The organism is Streptomyces sp. NPDC006335 (genome assembly GCF_040612795.1).
GTDB lineage: Bacteria > Actinomycetota > Actinomycetes > Streptomycetales > Streptomycetaceae > Streptomyces.
In genome coordinates, this window is sequence record NZ_JBEXQX010000001.1 from 1,249,217 (window position 1) to 1,265,405 (window position 16,189).

Genomic DNA, 16,189 nt, shown 5'->3' on the forward strand with positions numbered 1-16,189 from the left:
CCCGCTCCCACGTCGGCGGGACCCACCGGTTGGCCGGCGGCTCAGGCGTACCGGTAGATCCCGCTGACGTCCTCCAGCTGATCCGGCGTCACGTCCCACGGCGGCAGCTTCTCGTGCCGGGCCACGACCCGCTCGTGCTGGTCGCTGGTCGGGCCGGGCGGCCTGGCGGGCAGATAGCGGGCGCCCCCGTGCCGCCGCTGCCAGCGGTACCAGCACAGGTCGATGAAGGCGTGGTGGAGCCAGAAGACGGGGTCGTTGACGGACGCACCGCCGACCATGGCCCCGCCGACCCAGCGGTGCACCCGGTTGTGGTTGCGCCAGGAGACGCTGCCCCGCCCGCTCCCCCACCCCTCCAGCTTGTTGCGGAAGCCCTTGGTCACCGTCGAGTTCCAGGGCGAGACGTCGTAGACGGGGTCGGCGAGCGCCCCCTCCAGCTCGCTCCTGGTCGGCAGCGCGAGGGGAGCGGCGGCGCGTCCGAGATCCCGGGTGAGGAACTCCCCGTCGGTGACGCCCTCCGTGAGGGTCCAGTTGCCGCTCGCGTAGGCGAACGGCCCGGTCATCACCTGGCGGTCCGAGCGCCGCCCGTTGCCGCCGAGGAGGTCCTTGGTCCAGGGCACGGACGTCGTCGTGCGGTCCCGGGTCCAGTTCCAGTACGGCACCGTCACCGACGAGTCCACCCGACGCAGCGCCCGTTCCAGGTCCAGCAGGAAGCGGCGGTGCCAGGGCAGGAAGGAGGGCGCCATGTGGGCCGTCCGCAGACCGTCCTCGCCGTCGGAGACGTAGTACTGGATGTGGGTACGCACGAACTCGTCGTACTCACCGCGCCGTTTCAGCTCCAGCAACGCGTTCACGAACCGCCGCTTCTCGCCCGCGGTCAGGGTGCTGACGTCCTTACGCGTGTACGCCATGGTGGCCCCCCGTGTGCGCGTCGCCGTCCATCGGGGCGCCCGTGTCGTGCAGTCGCCGCCCCGGCCCCAGCTCGTCGACGGCCGCGCGGGCCGCCTCCAGCGGGGTCGGGCACGAGCGGTAGTGGTCGACCATGCTCAGCCAGCTGCCGTCGGCGCGCCGCATGAGGTGCAGCGGCCGGCCGTCCACGGTGACGTGCCACGGCTCGGCGGCGGCGCCGACGGGGTGCCCGGCGGTGATCACCCGCGAGCCCCGGATGCGCCGGCCGCGGTACGTCTCGTCGAACGCGTAGGCCAGGTCCGCCGGCCGCGCGGTCCGGCGCAGGGGACGGGAGGCCGCGACGACGGGGGCCAGCGCCATGGCCACGGCCGTGGCGAGCAGCCCGCGCAGCGCGTCCCGCCGCGCGGTGCGCACCGGCCCGGCTCTCACCGTCCCCGTCTCGGCCCTCGCCACTCCCCCACCGACGCTGACGACCATCGTGTACTCCTCGTCCGGTTCCGATGTACACAGCCGTAACCGCCCGAGGGCCCCCGTGGTCACTCCCGCGGTCCGGGCCGGGGCCCGGGCCGCCGTGGTCCCTACAGTCCCGGTCCCATGCCCAGGTTCGCGGCGGGCACCGCCTGGAGGACCGGGGCGAGGATGCCCGCCTGCGGGAGCTTGGTGCTCGGCAGGCCCATGTGGTCGGGGTTCGGCCGCGTCAGCGGGGCGTCCACGCTCAGGCCGGGCGACAGGGTGCGCAGGTCGGAGGCGGGGACGCCGACGCCGACGTGGTCGAAGTCCGTGCCGAGGACGTGGGGCACGGGCGCGCGCAGGTCGGCGCCGGGCAGGCCGCCGGTGACCGGCAACTGCGGGACGGTGCGTGCCGGGAGGAGCCGGCCCTCGACGAACTGCGGCCCGTCCGGCTTCCCCGGCTTCGGCAGCGGGATCTCGCCGTTCAGGCTGGGCAGCTCCATGTTGAGGGTCTTCTCGGCGCCTTCCAGGGGCACCGGGACGGGGACCGTGGCGACCGCGGCGGCGGGCGCGGCGGCGGCACCCATGGCGGCCGCGACGCCCGTGACGACGGCGGCAAGGGTTCCTCGGGTGGTCGACTTCATGGCAGGTGCGGTCCCTTTCAGGGTTCGGGGGCTCAACGTCCGTACCGCGTAACGATCCTGGGGCGGTCACCAGCGCAAGAATCCCCCGGGTGCCGCAGTAGTACGACGAACCGACAGCGGTCGGTCAGCTCGTCCAGAAGTCCCACCAGCGGGTCAGGACCAGCATCCCGACGATCCCGGTGTGCAGCACCGGGGGCACCCAGGCGAACTCGTCGAGGAACGCCCTCAGCGGGGCGGGCGCGGGCAGGAACCGGTGGCGTACGGCGTGCGAGGCGACGTACCAGAACAGCGCGATCGTGGCGACCCACGCCAGACAGCACCACAGGCACAGCGCGTTGATCCGGTACAGCGACTCGAACTGGAGCCACGACACGAACCCGACCCCGAACAGGCAGCCGGCGCAGAAGGCCAGCCAGTACCAGCGGGGGAGGCGGGCGCCCGCGAGCAGGGTCGTGCCGACGCAGACCACGATGCCGTAGGCGACCAGGCCCAGCATCGGGTTGGGGAACCCGAAGGCCGAGGCCTGGTCGCTCTCCATGACGCTGCCGCAGGACACCACCGGGCTGAGGCTGCACCCGGGGGTGAAGTCCGGGTCCTCGAGCAGCTTGAACTTGTCGAGCGTGATGACCCAGGAGGCGAGCAGTCCGGCCACCCCCGTGATCACCAGCAGGAGGGCGAGGGCGCGGCCCGCGCCCACCGGCTCTCGCGGGTGCTGCTCCGGGGCGGTCACGGTGTCAGGCGCGCAGGCTGCGGGCCGGCAGCACGATGTGCGCGGCGGCGTCCAGGGTCTCGTCGGCGTTGACGAACGCAGCGAGCGCCTCCGGGTCGACGGACGCGCCCGGCTCGGCCTCGGTCCAGGCGCGGGTGGTGAAGATCAGGTAGGCGAAGCCGCGCGCCTCGACCGCCTCCAGCCACTCCGGCGGCACGGTGCACTGGGCGGTGAGCCGCGGCATGGTGAGGACGGCCTGGCCCGCGACGACGAGCAGGCCGACCGGGAGGCTGGGCCTGGCGATGCCGTCGACCAGCTCACGGCCGACCGGCAGGCCGTTGTCGGTCAGCAGCCGCTCGACCGCGGCGGACGTCGCCTCCGGACCGCCCTCGGCGTTCCCGAGGGAGCAGACCAGGAGGTGGGGGATGTCGACGCCGTCCGCGTTCTCCCCGCTCCAGGGCAGTACGACGACGGTGCCCAGGTCGGCGGAGCGGAAGGGCCGGGTTTCGCTTGAGGTTGAGGTCACCGGGCGACCTTATCGACGCTCAGGAGGGCCATCCGGCGCGTTCTCACCCGAGCGGGCGATGGGCCGCCGTCCGTCCACACGAACGAGGGACGGGCTCGAACAGCGCGAAGGGCCGACTCCATGGCCTTGGACGGCCACCATGGAATCGGCCCTTTTCCCGGATGTCTCCGGTGCCGGGAAAAGCGGCTCAGCCACCCACGGGAAGAACGCCGGCAATTCCGCCGTCGTTGTTCAGGTCCTGGGTCGCGCCCTTCACGGTGTTGAGCACGGAGCCCGTGTTCTCGGTGTCGAGCGCGTCCGACTGGTGTTGCAGCGGCATCACGTCGATGGGACCCCTGGTGAGCGCGTTCACGGCGCCGTTGAGGCTGGTGGGCGTGAGGTCGGCGCTGTTGTAGGCGAACGCGGGCGCTGCGGCACCGGCGAGGACCAGGGAACCGGCAACGACAGCAGCGGCCTTCAGGGACTTCATCGTGTTCCTTTCTTCGGCAACTCATGTCGCCAGAGGGAATTCTGACGCCGTGCCCAACGAGTCGCGGCCGGAGCGGAAACTCCTCCTATGAGTCCTCATATGAAATCCCGCCGGTTGACCGTGCGGCGGATCGAAAGGCGGCGAGCTAGCCCGGCAGACCGCCCGTCGGCGGGCTCGGCGGGCTCGGCAGGCTCGGTGCGGGTAGCTTGCCGCCCAGCAGCGTCGCGGCGACGGTGTTGACGAGGCTCCTCACCGTGTCGGTGACCGCCGGGGTCACCTGAGCGGCGTCGCCCGAGGTCACCGCCTTGATCAGCTCGTCGATCGCCTTCTGGAGCGCGGCCAGCGCGTCGCCGATGACGTCGGCGGGGGCCGCCTCGGTGCCGTCGTTCCTCGTGAGCGCGGGGAGGGTGGTCGCCGGCGTGGCTGGCAGTGTCGAGGGGACCGGCGTCGTCGGTGCGGTGCTCGCCGAGGTGCCCGTGCCCGGTGCTGCCGGCGCCGTCGTGGTGACCTTGGCGATGGCGTCCTTCACGGCGGTGCCGAGCTCGGTCGCCTCGGCGGGGCTGAGCCGGCCGTTGTCGGCCTTGAGCACGGTGTTCAGCAGGTCGGTGACCGGGGTGAGCACGCCGCCGAGGTCACCCAGGCTCTTGACCTGGGCGAGGAGCGCGTCCGTGTCGGACAGGGGCGTGCTGGACGCCGCCTGGGTGCGCTCCGGGGCCGGGTCGGCGACGGCGGCCGGCCCCGCCAGGCCGACCAGAAGGGCGGCGCAAAGGGCGGTGGACGCGATACGCCGTGCGGGCAGACCACGCATGGGTGTTCCTTTCGATGAGCGTTCGGATCTGTGCCCACCGTGAATTCACCCCCCGGGCCCCGCAACTCGTGTCCCCCGTTGGGGGCAACGCAGACCGGCCGCTCTCCCGCGTGGAACACGGGAGGGCGGCCGGCCTACGGGGTGGCGTGTGAACGTCAGTCGTTCTCGCACTGGTTGCCGAACGCCGGGTTCAGCAGGGCGATGATGTCGACGGTGTTGCCGCAGACGTTGACCGGAACGTGAACCGGAACCTGGACGACGTTGCCCGACAGCACACCCGGGGAGTGAGCGGCGGCGGCCTGCGCGCCACTGTCGGCAGCGGCGATGCCCGCACCACCGGCGACGGCCGCGGCGGCAACGGAGGTCAGGGCCAGGCCCTTCGCGATACGCGACATGGAGAGTTGCTCCTTGGGGGTTGACACAAAACACCCGGGCGGGATGCCCGGCGTTGTGTCAACGCGCGGCGCCCACGCGAGTTGTGCGGCCAAAGGGGTGATCTGCCGGAACCCCGGGCGTGTGATTCCGACACGGTTGACTGATTTGACAGCAATAGTCCGATTCGCGACTAGAGTTGCGGACCTCCCGAGGCCCCCACAGACGGCACGTCGCACGCACGGGGCGCCGTACCTTCCCGAAAGGGCAACGTCGGTCATGCGTAACTCCCCGGGTCCACTGCCGCGCCGAGCGATGGCGGGCGTGCTGTTGCTGGCCGCGCTGTGCGCGCCGGTCCACGCCGAAGCGACGGTGCCCGCCCCGTCGGTCGCGGAGGCCCAGCGGGTCCCCTTCACCGAGCGGTACCGCGCGACTCAGCACGGCGGCGTCGTCCGCGCGGCCAACACCTCCATCACCTGCCGTGCCACCGGCACCGGGGCCGCGCCCTCCTGCCCGGCCGTACGCGCGGGCGGGAAGGGGGCCAACGGCGACTTCGACATGTTCTACGTCGACGTGGACCGCGACCCCAACACCTACAACTCCTCCCGCGCCGAGGTCCGGCTGCCCGAGGGCTCGCGGGTGACGTACGCGCGGCTGTACTGGGGCGGCAACCTGCGGGTGGGCGAGCAGAAGCCGCCGAAGGACAACGGGCGGGTGCTGATCGCGGAGCCCGGCGGCCAGTACAAGGCCCTCCTCGCGGACACCGTGGTGGGCCACCGGGTGGCGCACGGCGCGGACGCCTTCCAGGCCTCGGCGGACGTCACGAGGCTGGTCCGCGAGAGCGGTGCGGGCCTGTACACGGTGGCGCAGGTCAACGTGGCGATGGGCAGGTCGAGGGCCGGGGCGTGGGGCGGCTGGACGCTGGTGGTGGCGTACGAGAACCCGGAGCTGCCGCTGCGGCACCTCGCCGTCTGGGACGGCTTCGACGCCCTCGAGTCCCGCACCGTCCGGGAGATCCGCCTGGGCGGGCTGCGCCTGGCGACGAACGGCACCGGCCGGGCCGGGCTCGTCGCGTACGACGGCGACCGCGGCCGCACCGGAGATTCGTTCACCGTTTCGACCGGCCGCGGTGCGAACACCGTGCTTTACGGTCCCGCGGGCCCCCGGGACGACGTACTGAACTCCACGATCTCCGAGGCGGGGGCGCCCGCGCCGGAGCGTGTGCCCTCGTACGCGCACACCCTCGGTTACGACTCGGACGTGTTCGAACTCGGAAACGCTCTGCGGCGCGGCGGTGACCACCTGACCTTCCGGCTCGTTTCCCAGCGGGACGCGGCATGGGCCGGCGCGCTCTTCGTCGCCGTCGACGCCCGGCAGTAGGCGCGTTCCGGCCCGTCCCGAGCACGTCCGTGAGCGAGGAAACCGCGCAATGCACCAGTCAGCAACCGACCGCAGGCCGCGGGTCCTGCACCTCACGCAACCCGTGGACGGCGGGGTCGCCCGGGTGGTGACGGACCTGGCGCGGGCCCAGGTCGCCGCCGGTCTGCACGTCACGGTCGCCTGCCCGGACAGCCCCCTCACCGCCGACCTGCGGGCCCTGGGCGCGGACGTACGGCGGTGGGAGGCGACGCGCTCGCCGGGTCCGGCACTCGTCGCAGAGGTACGGCGGCTCGCCCGGGTGATCGCGGAGGTGCGGCCGGATCTGGTGCACGCGCACAGCGCGAAGGCCGGACTGGCCGGGCGGATCGCCGTGCGGGGGCGGATCCCGACCGTGTTCCAGCCGCACGCCTGGTCGTTCGAGGCGGTCGGCGGCGTCACCGCGGCGCTCGCCCTCGGCTGGGAACGGCGCGGATCGCGCTGGGCCGCGCGGACGGTGTGCGTCAGCGAGGCCGAGCGGCGGACGGGGCTGCGGGCCGGGATCGCGGGGCGGTGGAGCGTGATCCCCAACGGGATCGACGCCGAACGCTTCAGTCCCGCCCCCGCGGACACCGTACGGGCGCAGCTTCTGCCCGGGGTCGACCCGGCGGCGCCGCTCGTGGTGTGCGTGGGGCGGCTGTGCCGTCAGAAGGGGCAGGACGTCCTGCTGCGGGCGTGGGACGCGGTGCTGCGACGGGTGCCGGACGCCCACCTGGTGCTGGTCGGGGACGGACCGGAGCGGGACCGGTTGCGCGAACGGGCCCCGCGGTCCGTGCTCTTCGCGGGGGCCGTCGCCGATGCCGTGCCCTGGTACCGGGCCGCCGATCTGCTCGTCCTGCCGTCGCGCTGGGAGGGCATGGCGCTCGCCCCGCTGGAGGCCATGGCCTGCGGGAAGCCCGTGGTCGTGACGGACGTGGACGGCGCCCGGGAGAGCCTGCCGCCCGCTCTCGCGCCGCGCTGCCTGGTGCCCCCGGAGAACCCGACGGCACTGGCCGACGCCGTCTCCGCACTGCTGCTCGACCCGTCGCTGCGCGAGTCGCTCGGCCACCTGGGGCGCCGTCACGTCCTGTCCACGCACGACGTGCGGCGCACGTCCGAGGCGGTGGCGGGCCTGTACCGCGACCTGCTCGACGCCGAACCCGCCGCGCGCGTCGCGCCCACCGAGTGCAGGGAGCCCATCCACTCGTGACCGCGGAAAGCACCGTCCCCTCCCCCGGCGGACACGCCCGGGACCTCGGATTCTCGTCCGTCTCGATCATGCCGCCGCGCGGCTCCGGCGCGGGATTCCGGTTCCCCGCCCGCCGGCCCCCGGCCCGCCCCGCCTCGCCGGTCCCGCTGCTCACCGCGGACCTCCTCGCCGCCCTGGTGGGAGCGTGCGCGTTCACCGGCGACCGGTGGCGGCCGCTGCTCGTGGCGGTGCTGGTGGCCGCGTCGATGCTGCTGCGGCCGCACCCGCCCCGGCAGGTGACCGGCGTCCTCGACGAACTGCCCGCCGTCTGCGCCCGGATCGCGGTCGCCTGGCTGGTCCTGGCCGCCGCGGTGGCCTCGTACGACGCGGACCGGGCGCTATCCCCGACCACCCTGCTCGTCGGCTTCCTGCTCCAGTCGGTGGCGGCCTGCGCGGGCCGCGGCACCGTGCGCCGGCGGCAGCGCCTCGCCCGGCTCACCCGGCCGCGCGCCGCCCTCGTCATCGGCCCGGCGGCGACCGCGCAGCGCGTGGCCGCCGCCGTACTGCGCCATCCGGGCTGCGGGGTGCGGCCGGTGGGCATCGTGACCGAGCAGCCCGACGGCGGCGAGGGGCTGCCCGTGCTGACGACCGGCGAGGAGGTCGAACGGGCGCTCATCCAGAACGGCGTACGGGACGTCCTGACCGTGCACCCGTCCGTACGGTCCCGGCAGGGGCCGCTGCTGCGGGCGCTCGCCGAGTCGGGCTGCGCGGTGTGGGAGATCGACGCGGAGTCGCCGTCGTACGAGACGCGGGAGCAGCTCGCCGGGTTCTCCTGCCGGCGTCTGGTGATGGGGTCGCGGCGGCGGGGCAGCGCCGGGAAGCGGGCGCTGGACGTGATCGTGTCCGGGGCACTGCTGTTGCTGGTCAGCCCGCTGCTGCTGGTGTGCGCGGTGGCACTGAGGCTGAGCGCCGGGCCGGGCGTGGTGTTCCGGCAGGAGCGGATCGGCAAGGACGGCAAGCCGTTCACGCTGCTGAAGTTCCGCACCCACCGGCCGGTCGACGCGCACGAGGCGGCGACGCGCTGGAGCGTGGCGAACGAGCACCACATGCCGTGGCTGTGCCGCTTCCTGCGACGCACCTCGATGGACGAGCTGCTCCAGCTGTGGAACGTCCTGTGCGGCGACATGAGCCTGGTCGGTCCGCGACCCGAACGCCCGTACTTCGTCACGAAGTTCAGCCAGACCTACCCCGGTTACGCGGCCCGCCACCGGATGCGGACCGGCATCACCGGGCTCGCCCAGATCCACGGTCTGCGCGGTGACACCTCGATCGAGGACCGCTGCCGGTTCGACAACGCGTACATCGACAACTGGTCGCTGTGGCAGGACATCTGCATCCTGCTGCGCACCGCGGCCGCGCTCGTGCGTCCGACAGGGAGCTGAGCGCGCATGAGTCTCGCGCTGAGCCTGCCGCGGGTCCGGGAGCTCTCCCCCGTTCTGCCGGTGGTGGCCGTGGTCGCCCTGCTGGCGCTGCCGGTGTCGCCGACCGCCGAGAGCGGTGCGGGGCCGGCCGACGCGGTCTCCGGGCTGGTGGTGCTGTACTGCGTGATCCGGCTGCTGCGGGAGCGGCGGCGCCCGCTGTCCCGGACGGCCGCGGTCGTCCTCGGCCTGCCGGTGGCCGGACTGGCCGTCGCCGCGCTGGGCGCGTCCTCCCCGGCCGCCGGGCTCACCGGACTGGGCCGCTACCTCCAGGTCTTCGTGCTGGTCCCGGCGGCCGTGCTGCTGCTCGTGCGGGACCGGCGCGACTTCCGGCTGCTGGCCTGGTCGTTCGTGGCCCTCGCCGGGTGGCAGGGCGCGATCGGCGTGCACCAGTACGCGACCGGGACCGGCGCCTCCTACCAGGGACAGGACATCCGGGCCGTCGGCACCTTCGGGGCGGCGGACGTGATGGGGATGGCGACCGTCGTCTCCTTCGGGCTGGTGTGCGCGCTCGGGCTGGCGCTCGGCCGGGCGTCCGTACGGCAGCGGGTGGTCGCCGCCGGGTGCGCGCTCACGCTGCTCCTGCCGCTCGCGCTGTCCTTCAGCCGGGGTGCGTGGATCGCGACGGCCGTGACCTGCTCGGTGCAGTTGGTGCTGGCCGGACTGCGGCGGGCGCTGGTGGTGGGGGCCGTGGTGGCCGCCGTCGGCGTGGTCCTGGTGGGCGGGTTCGGGGTCGGTTCGGCGCAGTTGCAGGAGCGGATCAGCAGCATCACGCAGGTCACCGACGCCCCCGACCAGTCCGTGACCGACCGGTACACCATGTGGGCGGCGGCCGTCGGCATGTGGCACGAACGGCCGCTGGCCGGCGTGGGGTTGAAGGGTTTCCCCGAGCAGCGGGACGCGCACGCCTCGCTGGCCCTGTCGGCCGGCAGCGACACGGAGGGCGCGGGCGCGGCCTTCCGCAGGCAGCCGCTCCTTTCCCCCCACAACATGTACCTCCTCGTGCTCGCCGAACAGGGCCTGATCGGCCTGCTCGCCCTCGCGGGCGCCTGGCTGGCGCTGCTGGTGTGCGGACTGCGGGGGCTGGTGCGGGCGCGCGTGTCCGGGCGGGGGCTCGACTGCGCGCTCGTCGGCTGCGGGCTGCTGGTGTGGCAGCTGACGGACTTCGCGTACGCGGACATCGGCGGGCCCTCGACCGTGCTGACGGCGGTGTGCTTCGGGGTGGTGGCCTGGTGGGCGCTGGTCGGAAGCGGTGCCGTACCGGGGCGGGACGGTGGTGGTTCCGCGCCGGCGCGGGAGGGCGCCTGCGAGGCCGAGGAGGCCCGGACACGATGACGGTGACACCTCCGCACCCCTCCGGGGCGACCGGGTCGGGGTCGGGCCCTGGCCCGGTCCTCGGGGACCGCGGACCGAAGGCGATCGGGTCGGGGTCGGGCCTCGGCCCTGCCTCCGGGCCGGCCGAATCGCGCCTCGGGCCTGCCTCCGAGCCAACTGAATCCCGCCTCGGCCCTCCCTCCGAGCCAGCCGGATCACGTCTCGGCCCTCCTTCCGGACCAGCGGAAGCACGCCTCGACCCTCCTTCCGGACCAGCGGAAGCACGCCTCGGCCGTCCCTCCGGACCAGCGGAAGCACGCCTCGGCCGTCCCTCCGGACCAGCGGAAGCACGCCTCGGCCCTCCCTCCGGACCAACGGAAGCGCCCCTCGGCCTCGCCTGCGGGACCGCCGCTTCGAGCTCGGGCCCGGTCCTCGGGGCCCCCGGAGCGAGCTCATGCCCGGGCGTCGCCGCCGCCTCGCTCGGGTCCGGCTCCACCCCCCGCCCCGCCTCCGACGAGCCCCGGACCGTGCCGGAGGCCGCCGCGGGCTCCCGGCGCTCCTGGCGCTCGCGGCGGGTCGGCGGCGGGACGTCGGCCGTCCCCGCGGCCCGTACCGTCGTCGGCCCGTCCGGCGGTGCCCCAGAACTCCCCTCCGGCGCCGCCCCCACCCCCGGTGCTCCCGAACTCCCCCCCGTCTCCCGCCGTTTCCTCGCCAAGGCCACCGCCGTCACCGCAGCCCTGTCCGTCGCCGGGGCGCTGCTCGGGCTGGTGCGGGACCAGTCGCTGGCCCGGTTGTTCGGGGCCGGCAGCGGCACGGACGCCTTCCTGGTGGCGTGGACCGTGCCGGAGTTCGCGGCCACGCTGCTCATCGAGGACGGGCTGGCGTTCGTGCTGATCCCGGCGTTCAGCCTGGCCCTGGCCCGGCGCGCCCAGGGTGCCCCCGGCGACCCGGTCCGCGCCCTGGTCGCCGCCACCCTGCCCCGCCTGGCCCTGGTCTTCGTCGCCGCGTCCGCGCTGATCGTCGCCACCGCCCCCTACCTGGTCGAGGCGCTGGCGCCGGGCCTGCCCGACCCCGCCCTGGCCGTGGACTGCACCCGGCTCACCGCGACCTGCGTGCTGAGCTTCGGGCTGGCCGGGTACTGCAGCGCGGTGCTGCGGGCGCACCGGCGGTTCCTGATGCCGGCCGCGATCTACGTGGCGTACAACGTCGGCATCATCACGGCGATGTTCGTGCTGGGCGGCGACTGGGGGGTGCGTTCGGCCGCGGTGGGTGTCGCGGCGGGCGGTGCCCTGATGGTGGTGGTCCAACTTCCCGCGGTGTGGCGGCAGTTGCGTCACTCCACGGTACGCCGGGACGCGCCCGCCGAGACTCCGGACCGGGCGGTGACGCTGGCGCTCGTCGCCACCGTCCTGCTCTTCGCGCTGTGCCGGCAGTCCCAGGTCCTCGTCGAGCGCTTCCTCGCCTCCCCCCTCCCCGCCGGGGCCATCTCGCATCTGAACTACGCGCAGAAGGTGGCCCAGATCCCGATGACCCTGTCGCTGATGCTGTGCACGGTCACCTTCCCGGTGGTCGCGCGGGCCCTGGCCGACGGCGACACCGAGCGGGCCCGCGCCCGCGTGGAGCGGGACCTGGCGCTGGCCGCCTGCACGGTGCTGCTCGGCGCGGCCACGGTGATCGCGTGCGCCCCGCAGATCATCGAAGTCCTCTTCCAGCGCGGCGCGTTCACCGCCCGGGACACGGCGGCCACGGCGGGCGTGATGCGCGTGTACGCCCTCGGGCTGCTCGGTCAGACCCTGGTCGGCGCGCTGATCCGCTCGTACTTCTCGGCGGGCCGCCCCACCTGGTACCCGGTCTGCGCGATGGCCGCGGGCATCGCCGTCACCTCGTGGTGCGGCGCCTGGGCGGTGGGCCCCTGGGGCGTGTCCGGGATCGCCGCCGCCAACGCCGCCGGGATCACCTTGACGGCGTCGCTGCTGCTCGCCGGCATGGGGACGACGTACCGGGGCGTTCCGCGCGGTATCCCCGTCCGCACCCGGCAGGTGCTCGCGGAGCTGAGCCGGCCGGTGTGCGCGGCCTCGGTCGCGACACCGGCGGGCTGGCTCGTCGCGAGCCGGGCCGGGGGACCGCTGCCGGGACTCCTGGCGGGGGCGGCGACCGTGGCCGTCGTGTTCGTCCTGCTCGGCCTGGCCCTGGGCGCCCAGGGCTTCGCACCCGCCCTCCGTTCCGTACGGGCCGCCGCCCGTACCATCACCCGAAGGCTCCCGCATGGCCGTTGACTCCGCCGGTGCCCGCACGGCGCCCCGCCGCGGTCCCGCTCCCTGGGTGGCGATGTACCACTCGGTGACGGACTGCCCGGACGACCCGTACCGCATCACCGTCACTCCCGACCGGCTGGAACAGCAGCTCAGATGGCTCGCCCTGCGGGGTGTGCGGGGCGTGTCCATGGCCGAACTGCTGGCCGCACGCGCGCGCGGCGAGGGCCGCCGGCTGGCGGGGCTCACCTTCGACGACGGTTACGCCGACTTCGTCGACCACGCCCTGCCGGTGCTGCGCCGGCTGGACTTCGGCGCCACCCTCTTCGTGCTGCCCGGCCGGCTCGGCGGCGACAACGCCTGGGACCCGCTGGGCCCTCGCAAGCCGCTGCTGACCGCGGACGGCATCCGGCAGGCGGCCCGGGCGGGGATCGAGATCGGCTCGCACGGGCTCACGCACGTCGACCTGACGACGGCGGACGACCTCCGGCTGAAGGCCGAGGTCGTCGAGAGCCGGGCCGCGCTGGAGGACCTGCTCGGCGCCCCGGTGGACGGCTTCTGCTACCCCTACGGCACGCTCGACCGGCGGGCCGTCGAGGCCGTACGGAGCGCCGGATACCGCTACGCCTGCGCCATCGACCCCGGCCCGCTCACCGGCCCGCTCGCCCTGCCCCGCCTCCACATCGGGCAGAACGACAACGCCGTACGCCTGTTCCTGAAGTACCGGCTGCACCGGCTGCGGCGGCGCCCCGTGGAAGGTCTGTGACATGAGGGCCCTGCACATCATCACCGGCCTCGGCGTCGGCGGTGCCGAGCAGCAACTGCGGCTGCTGCTGCGCCACTTGCCGGTCGACTGCGAGGTCGTGACACTCACCAACCCGGGCGCGGTCGCCGACGGGCTCGCCGCGGACGGGGTGCGGGTCAGACACCTCGGCATGGCCGGCAACCGCGACCTGGCCGCACTGCCCCGCCTGGTCCGGCTCATCCGCCGGGGCGGCTACGACCTGGTGCACACCCACCTCTACCGCGCCTGCGTGTACGGCCGGCTCGCCGCGCGCCTCGCCGGGATCCGGGCCGTCGTCGCCACCGAGCACTCCCTCGGCGACTCGCAGATGGAGGGACGCCCGCTCACCTCGGGTGTCCGGGCCCTGTACCTGGCCAGCGAGCGGCTCGGCCGGTCCACCGTCGCCGTCTCCCCCACGGTCGCCGACCGGCTCGAGCGCTGGGGGGTGCCCGCCCCGCGGATCGAGGTCGTCCCGAACGGCATCGACCTGGCCCGCTTCCGCTTCGACCCGGCACGGCGGCTGCGCACCCGCCAACGCCTCGGACTGCCGGAGACCGCGTACGTCGTCGGCGGCATCGGCCGGCTCACGGCGGCCAAGCGGTTCGACGTCCTCATTCGCGCGATCGCCCAACTCCCCGACAACTACTGGCTGTTACTCGTCGGCGGTGGACCGGAGGAGCACGTCCTGCGGCGCACCGCGCACGCGGCCGGGGTGGCGGACCGCGTCCTGTTCACCGGCGAACGCCCCTGCGTGCCCGACGGCTCCCCGGGCCCCGACCTCCCGTCGCTCACCTCCGCGATGGACCTGCTCGCCTCGCCGTGCCCCGAGGAGGCGTTCGGCCTGGCCGTCGTGGAGGCCCTCGCCGCCGGGCTGCCCGTCCGCTACGCCGCCTGCCCGGCGGTCGAGGACCTGCCCCCGCACTCCGCGCCGGCCGCGCGCCGGGTGACCGGCGGACCCGACGCGTTCGCCCGGGCGCTGGCAGCGGCCCGCGCCGAGGGCCCCCTCGCGCGCACCGCGCCCGACGCCGCCCACCACTACAGCATCGCCCGCAGCGCCGCGCTGCTCATGGACGTCTACGCGGCGGCCCACTCCTCGTCCTCGTCACCTCACGGAGTCAGTTCCTCATGACCGAGAATCCCAACGGCCCCCGCCGCCCGTCCCGCGCCCTCACCCGCGCGAGGTCCCTGCCGGCCTGGTCCCTGCTCGCGGCCGGTGTCCTCGCCGGCGGTCTGCTCGGCGGCACGTACGGCCTGGTCAGGACGCCCACGTACACGGCGACCAGCTATGTCGTCGCCGTACCTACCGAGCGGTCCGACTCCGCGACCGCGCTGGGCTTCGCGCAGGCCTACGGCAGGGTCGCCACCCAGCTCGCGGTGCTCGGGGACGCGCAGGTGTGGGCGGGCGTGCCGGTGAAGACGCTCCAGTCGAGCGTGCAGACGGCGACCTCGCCGGACGCCCCGATGGTGGCGATCACGGCGACCTCCTCGCGCCCGGACTCCGCCGCCGACATGGCCAACGCCGTCTCGCGCGCGCTGACCCGGCACGCGCAGGACTCCCGGGCCGACACCCGGGTGGAGCTGCGGCAGTTCGCCCGCGCCACCCGCCCCGACGCGCCCTCCTCGGCGTCCGCGGCGGTGACGGGCCTGGTGGGGGCGAGCGCGGGCGGTCTGCTCGGCGGGCTTGTGCTGCTGGTCCGGCCCCGGCGAGCGGCCACGGGCGGACCCGTACGGCCGCCGTCCGTGCCGAGCCCGGCCGTCGCCGCCGACGTCCACGGGCAGCCGTGAAGTACTCCGTGGAACTCGTCACCGACGACACCGCCTTCGCCGAACTCGCCAAGGACTGGCACCGGTTGTACGAAAGGTGCGCGGCGGCGACCCCGTTCCAGAGCCACGCCTGGCTGCACTCGTGGTGGCTGTCCTACGGCAGCCGCGGCCGGCTGCGCCTCCTGCTGGTCCGCGACGGCCGCGAACTCGTCGCCGCCGCCCCGCTGATGCGGGTACGGCGTCCGGTGCCCACGCTCGTGCCGCTCGGCGGGGCGATCTCCGACTACGGGGACGTGCTGCTGGACGACGAGCGCGGCGAGGAGGCGGTGACCGCCCTCACCGAGGGACTCGCCGCGGCGGCCCGTACCGCGCTGATCGACTTCCGCGAGGTGCGGCCCGGGGGCGCGGCCGAGCGGATCTACGACCGCTGGCGGGGCCCGCGTCGACGGGTGAGCGACTCACTGTGCCTGGAGCTGCCCGCCGTACCGATGGAGGAGCTGGTCGCCCGGCTGCCCTCGGCGAAGGCCCAGCGGGTGCGGGCCAAGCTGCGCAAGCTGACCGCGCTCGGCGTGGAGCGTCAGGTGGTGCGCCCGGAGGAGGTCGACACGGCGCTGCGGCGGCTGCTGGAGCTGCACCGGCTCCAGTGGCAGGGGCGGAAGGTGACGTCGGAGCATCTGCGGACGCGGTTCTGCGACCACCTGGTGCGTTCGGTGGAGCCGATGGTGCGCTCGGGGGACGCCGTGGTCACCGAGTTCCGCCTCGGCGAGGACGTGGTGGCCGTGGACCTGACGCTGCTGTCACGACGGCTGGCGGGCGGCTACCTCTACGGCGCCCACCCGCGGCTGCGGGAGAGCAAGGCGGACGTGGCGGTGATGCTGCTCGACGCGTGCGCCGAGCACACCCGCACCGGCGGACGCGGCACGCTGAGCCTGCTGCGCGGCAACGAACCCTACAAGCATCACTGGCGCCCCGAACCGGTGTTCAACCAGCGGCTGTTGCTGGCCCGGCGACGCACCGCCCCGCTGCTGTCGGCGACCCTGTGCGACGTGGCCGCCCGACGGCGGGGCAAGGAGTTGGTGCGACGGTGGAGGGAGCGCGGTGGCGACGGGCCGTGACCGACCCGCCGCCT

Annotated in this window: 17 protein-coding genes; 9 read left to right on the top strand and 8 right to left on the bottom strand. The window is 74.4% G+C overall.

What is annotated here, in order from left to right; genetic code table 11:
- Positions 1-41: 41 nt before the first annotated feature.
- The 8 genes from ABZ098_RS05565 to chpG form a co-directional block, all read right to left on the bottom strand.
- Positions 42-908, bottom strand: a complete 867-nt coding sequence (locus ABZ098_RS05565; RefSeq protein ID WP_356587471.1) for a tyrosinase family protein — start codon at positions 906-908, stop codon at positions 42-44.
- A complete protein-coding gene (locus ABZ098_RS05570; protein WP_356587473.1) occupies positions 892-1,383 on the bottom strand; it encodes a tyrosinase cofactor in 492 nt (163 codons plus the stop codon). The genes ABZ098_RS05565 and ABZ098_RS05570 overlap by 17 nt, the downstream gene beginning before the upstream one ends.
- A 101-nt stretch (positions 1,384-1,484) precedes the next feature.
- On the bottom strand, positions 1,485-2,000 hold the full coding sequence (locus ABZ098_RS05575) for a hypothetical protein (RefSeq protein ID WP_356587474.1): 516 nt from the start codon (positions 1,998-2,000) through the stop codon (positions 1,485-1,487).
- Between the two features lie 124 nt (positions 2,001-2,124).
- On the bottom strand, positions 2,125-2,730 hold the full coding sequence (locus ABZ098_RS05580) for a vitamin K epoxide reductase family protein (protein ID WP_356587476.1): 606 nt from the start codon (positions 2,728-2,730) through the stop codon (positions 2,125-2,127).
- Positions 2,731-2,734: 4 nt separating this feature from the next.
- The gene (locus ABZ098_RS05585) at positions 2,735-3,235 is read right to left on the bottom strand and encodes a DUF5949 family protein (RefSeq protein ID WP_356587478.1); all 501 of its coding nucleotides are present in this window, start codon (positions 3,233-3,235) and stop codon (positions 2,735-2,737) included.
- Between the two features lie 187 nt (positions 3,236-3,422).
- Entirely contained in the window at positions 3,423-3,704 is a 282-nt protein-coding gene (locus ABZ098_RS05590; RefSeq protein WP_356587480.1) for a hypothetical protein, read from the bottom strand.
- Positions 3,705-3,849: 145 nt separating this feature from the next.
- Positions 3,850-4,512 carry a hypothetical protein gene (locus ABZ098_RS05595; RefSeq protein ID WP_356587482.1) on the bottom strand — a complete coding sequence of 221 codons (663 nt, stop codon included), beginning with the start codon at positions 4,510-4,512 and terminating at the stop codon, positions 3,850-3,852.
- Positions 4,513-4,667: 155 nt separating this feature from the next.
- A complete protein-coding gene (chpG, locus tag ABZ098_RS05600) occupies positions 4,668-4,907 on the bottom strand; it encodes a chaplin ChpG (protein ID WP_037721718.1) in 240 nt (79 codons plus the stop codon).
- 256 nt (positions 4,908-5,163) lie between these two features.
- On the opposite strand from chpG, the gene ABZ098_RS05605 reads away from it, so the two are divergent.
- The 9 genes from ABZ098_RS05605 (at position 5,164) to ABZ098_RS05645 (ending at position 16,175) form a co-directional block, all read left to right on the top strand.
- On the top strand, positions 5,164-6,264 hold the full coding sequence (locus ABZ098_RS05605) for a DUF3344 domain-containing protein (protein ID WP_356587484.1): 1,101 nt from the start codon (positions 5,164-5,166) through the stop codon (positions 6,262-6,264).
- 49 nt (positions 6,265-6,313) lie between these two features.
- The gene (locus ABZ098_RS05610; RefSeq protein WP_356587486.1) at positions 6,314-7,489 is read left to right on the top strand and encodes a glycosyltransferase; all 1,176 of its coding nucleotides are present in this window, start codon (positions 6,314-6,316) and stop codon (positions 7,487-7,489) included.
- Positions 7,486-8,910, top strand: a complete 1,425-nt coding sequence (locus ABZ098_RS05615) for an exopolysaccharide biosynthesis polyprenyl glycosylphosphotransferase (protein ID WP_356587488.1) — start codon at positions 7,486-7,488, stop codon at positions 8,908-8,910. The genes ABZ098_RS05610 and ABZ098_RS05615 overlap by 4 nt, the downstream gene beginning before the upstream one ends.
- Positions 8,911-8,916: 6 nt before the next feature.
- Positions 8,917-10,281 (top strand): O-antigen ligase family protein, encoded by a 1,365-nt coding sequence (locus ABZ098_RS05620; RefSeq protein WP_356587490.1) that lies wholly within the window; start codon positions 8,917-8,919, stop codon positions 10,279-10,281.
- Positions 10,282-10,787: 506 nt separating this feature from the next.
- Entirely contained in the window at positions 10,788-12,536 is a 1,749-nt protein-coding gene (locus ABZ098_RS05625; RefSeq protein WP_356587492.1) for a lipid II flippase MurJ, read from the top strand.
- The gene (locus ABZ098_RS05630; RefSeq protein ID WP_356587494.1) at positions 12,526-13,278 is read left to right on the top strand and encodes a polysaccharide deacetylase family protein; all 753 of its coding nucleotides are present in this window, start codon (positions 12,526-12,528) and stop codon (positions 13,276-13,278) included. The genes ABZ098_RS05625 and ABZ098_RS05630 overlap by 11 nt, the downstream gene beginning before the upstream one ends.
- A 1-nt stretch (position 13,279) precedes the next feature.
- The gene (locus tag ABZ098_RS05635) at positions 13,280-14,425 is read left to right on the top strand and encodes a glycosyltransferase (protein ID WP_356587496.1); all 1,146 of its coding nucleotides are present in this window, start codon (positions 13,280-13,282) and stop codon (positions 14,423-14,425) included.
- Positions 14,422-15,081: a lipopolysaccharide biosynthesis protein gene (locus tag ABZ098_RS05640; RefSeq protein WP_356587498.1), complete on the top strand. Its 660-nt coding sequence runs from the start codon at positions 14,422-14,424 to the stop codon at positions 15,079-15,081. The genes ABZ098_RS05635 and ABZ098_RS05640 overlap by 4 nt, the downstream gene beginning before the upstream one ends.
- Positions 15,078-16,175, top strand: coding sequence for a GNAT family N-acetyltransferase (locus tag ABZ098_RS05645; RefSeq protein ID WP_356587500.1), 1,098 nt, complete (start codon positions 15,078-15,080; stop codon positions 16,173-16,175). Before ABZ098_RS05640 ends, ABZ098_RS05645 begins: the two co-directional genes overlap by 4 nt.
- Positions 16,176-16,189 lie beyond the last annotated feature (14 nt).